We start from the raw sequence: 3,065 nt of genomic DNA on the forward strand, positions 1-3,065 counted from the left end.
GAGGAGATCTGTCGCGAGACAGGTACCGAGGCACTGCTGGAACCGGGGCTGGGCGAGCACCGCAACGCCGACTGGTTCGATGCCGAGCCGGAGACAGTGCCACAGTCGGACCTCGCCGAGTGGTTCGAACCGATTGTGCTTGATCACGAGCCGTATCTCGTCCCAGAGTTCCCCGAGAGCCACCACGAGGCGATGGCGCGGGCTGGCTCCGCCGCCCGACAGATCGTCGCCGACACCGACGGGACAGTGCTGCTCGTCGGCCACGGGCTCACCGTCGGTGGGGTCGTCGACGGGCTCGTCGGTTCGCCCGACGGCGTGGACGCACCGCTTTGCGGCGTGACTCGCCTCGACCGGAACCGGGGAAGCTGGGAGCTCGCGTTTTCCGGCGACACGACCCACCTTGACGTGTAGCGGTTCCGGCGGGGGACACGCGCGAGAACGACGCCCTTTTTTTGACTCACGGCGGAGAGTAGCGTATGGACGGCGGCAGCGGCGACATGACACTCGCGTTGGACCTCGACGCACTGAAAGAGTTGGCGTATCCGGACAGCGTGTTCACCGACGCGCGCCAGTGGTCCGAGTACGTCGGCGTTATCTCAGAACAGCCCACCTACGTCGTGACAAACTTCACGCGGAAACACCGGATCAGACAGGACTTCTTCTCCGGACCGCGGGGCCGAGAGGAGAGTTTGGAGAACGTCAGGGAGCAGTTCGACACTGACCGGTATGTTTTCGTGGGCTCCGGCGAGGCGGACGCCGACCTCGCCGAGGCAACCGGCTGGGAGTTCCTCCCCGTCACGGACGCCTCCGAGGCAGCCGACTGGGAACTAGGTGAACCACAGGCACCCGACGAGACAGCAGCGAGCGACGATGACGACGGGGCCGAAGAGCGCGAAGACTGGCCGTAGCGGTTGCGGCTCTGTCTTCAGGTTTTATTACTGCCACTCCGGAAGGCCCGTGTATGGCCTTGGATATCGGTGACGCCCTCCGCGGTGGTATCGATACGGTAAGGAGTGAGGATGGACTCCTTGTTGGGATGGTGTTCGTTCTCTACAGCCTCGGGTCGCTCGTGGTCAACGAGAGTCTCGCCGCCGAGCTACTAACGCTCGTGTACGAGCGCGGCGCCTACACCGCCGAGCAGCAAGCGGCCATTGATTCGGTCGGTGGCGGTTCACCGTTCGCGCTGGGCGTCGGGCTCCTGGCGGCCGGCTTGCTAGTCGCCATCGTCTCTCTCGCCGGAGAACTGGTCCGGTACTGGGCGATACGGACCTTCGCCGGACCAGTCGAGACTGCGACGGATTCGCTTGGCGACCGAGCTGTCATGGCGGTTGCTCTGGGGGGCGCGGTCGCACTCACGACGCTGCTGTTTCAGTCTGTACTCCCCGTTGTCGGACAGATTGGCGGTATAGCAACGACGCTCGTCGGGTCGATAGTCGGTCCGCTGGGCGGTCTCATCCTGATGACAGTCTTCATCTATCTCCGCCAAGAGATAGCACTCAACGACGGGGACTATGGCACAACCGTACGAAACAGCGTCGCTCGGTTCCTGGACGACCCCGTTCCCGCTATCTTGCTGCTCGTTGTGCTCGGTCTGCTCGGACTGGTGGGCGGTCTTGCCAGCGTCGTCACGGGCTTTATTGGTGCGGACACGTCCGTCGCGGGCATCTCCCTCACTGTCGTCTCACGGCTGCTGTCGGCAGTACTGGGGGCTGTCGTTCAGGTATACGGTATCGCTGTCGTCACTGACGCGTACCTGCAGGTTCGGACGAGCGCCAGCGAATCCGCGGTCTGAGCCGGCAGGACACCGGTCCGAGCTGGCGCTGAACCAGCAGTTATTAATTTTCTTCATTTCGAGCGTGGAATATGTCCCTCGACATCCGTCAGGCCCTCCAGGCCGGCTACGAAGACCTCACAAGCGAGGCCGGACTGAACGTCTTCTCGGTGCTACTGGTGTTCAACGTCGCCTACGACGCCGTGAGTCAGTCGTTTCGCCAGCAGTTACTGGTGGCGACCCGGGGCGTCCAGACTAGGGTGGGTTTCCCACCGCCGTACAACGTCGACATGCTCGCGTTCGAGTTCCCGCTGTCGGTGCTCGTTGCGCTGATTGTCGCCGCCGTCGTCGCACAGGAGGCGGTTCGGTTCTGGGCCATCCAGCAGTTCGCCGATATATCGGCCCCGACACTCAAGGAGCGGGCTCGTGTCCTCCTGGCGGTCGGTGGCGGGGTCGCGTTGTTCGTGTACGGGGTCAGGCAGGTCGTGCCGGTCGTCTGGGACGGTCCGGATCTCGGGATGGGGATACGGTCCCCGCTGGTCGCCGCGGTCGCGGCCGCGCCGATACTCCTCGTTACCGTCTACCTCCGGCAGGAGATCGCGCTGACGGCGGCCGGACCCACCGAGACGATGCGTAACAGCGTCGCCCGGTTCCGCAAGGCACCTGTGCAGATTTTCGGACTCCTGCTTTTGTTCGCCGTATTGGGATTCCTCCCCAGACTCCCGACCGTAGTGGTGACCCGGGTCGTCACCGTTCGATACGGCAGCATGCCCTCCCTGATTCTCGAATTACTTCACAGCACACTCTTTGTGGCCCTGAGCACGTTCAGCATCGCGGCGATTACCGACGCGTATCTCCAGGTCCGTGGCGGCGGGGACGAGGGCGGCCCCGAATGACCGACCGGTACCGCGGTGTTTAACCACCGGACGCCTCTATAGGTGACAATGGCAGAACCGCGCGTGCCCGGCGGACGCGAGTCCGAGCTCGAACTCCCCTGTGGCGAGGTGGTCTCGACGCACAACGACCTCGACCTGGGGATGCGCGAGTACGACTGTGCCTGTGGGGCGACCCACGCCGTCGTCATGGACATGCACCCACTGGCCCGGTTCGTCCCGGAGTTCTTAGAGCAGGTGCTTACCGAGACTATCGAGCCAGCCGACGACCACGACGAGTTCACAATCGCGCATCTACTCGGTATCGTCATTGAAGAGTTCCCCGAGAAGGTAGCCGTGGCCGACGCCACGGAAGACGGCGCTGTCGGTTTCTCGATGGCATGGGTCACCGACTTTGACGC

Annotated in this window: 5 protein-coding genes; all 5 read left to right on the plus strand. The window is 63.8% G+C overall.

Annotation, left to right across the window (positions count from 1 at the left end; translation table 11 throughout):
• Positions 1–411, plus strand: a 411-nt coding sequence (locus tag Q0964_RS09480) for a histidine phosphatase family protein (RefSeq protein ID WP_299266469.1), incomplete at its 5' end; no start/stop codon positions are given.
• 65 nt (positions 412–476) lie between these two features.
• Positions 477–908 (plus strand): DUF7124 domain-containing protein, encoded by a 432-nt coding sequence (locus Q0964_RS09485; RefSeq protein WP_299266471.1) that lies wholly within the window; start codon positions 477–479, stop codon positions 906–908.
• Between the two features lie 53 nt (positions 909–961).
• Positions 962–1,792: a hypothetical protein gene (locus Q0964_RS09490; RefSeq protein WP_299266473.1), complete on the plus strand. Its 831-nt coding sequence runs from the start codon at positions 962–964 to the stop codon at positions 1,790–1,792.
• Positions 1,793–1,863: 71 nt separating this feature from the next.
• Entirely contained in the window at positions 1,864–2,667 is an 804-nt protein-coding gene (locus Q0964_RS09495) for a hypothetical protein (RefSeq protein ID WP_299266475.1), read from the plus strand.
• A 48-nt stretch (positions 2,668–2,715) separates the two neighbouring features.
• Positions 2,716–3,065: DUF5815 family protein (locus Q0964_RS09500; RefSeq protein WP_299266478.1), on the plus strand; the 350-nt coding region annotated here is incomplete at its 3' end.

The organism is Halorientalis sp. (assembly GCF_028275115.1).
Taxonomy (GTDB): domain Archaea; phylum Halobacteriota; class Halobacteria; order Halobacteriales; family Haloarculaceae; genus Halorientalis.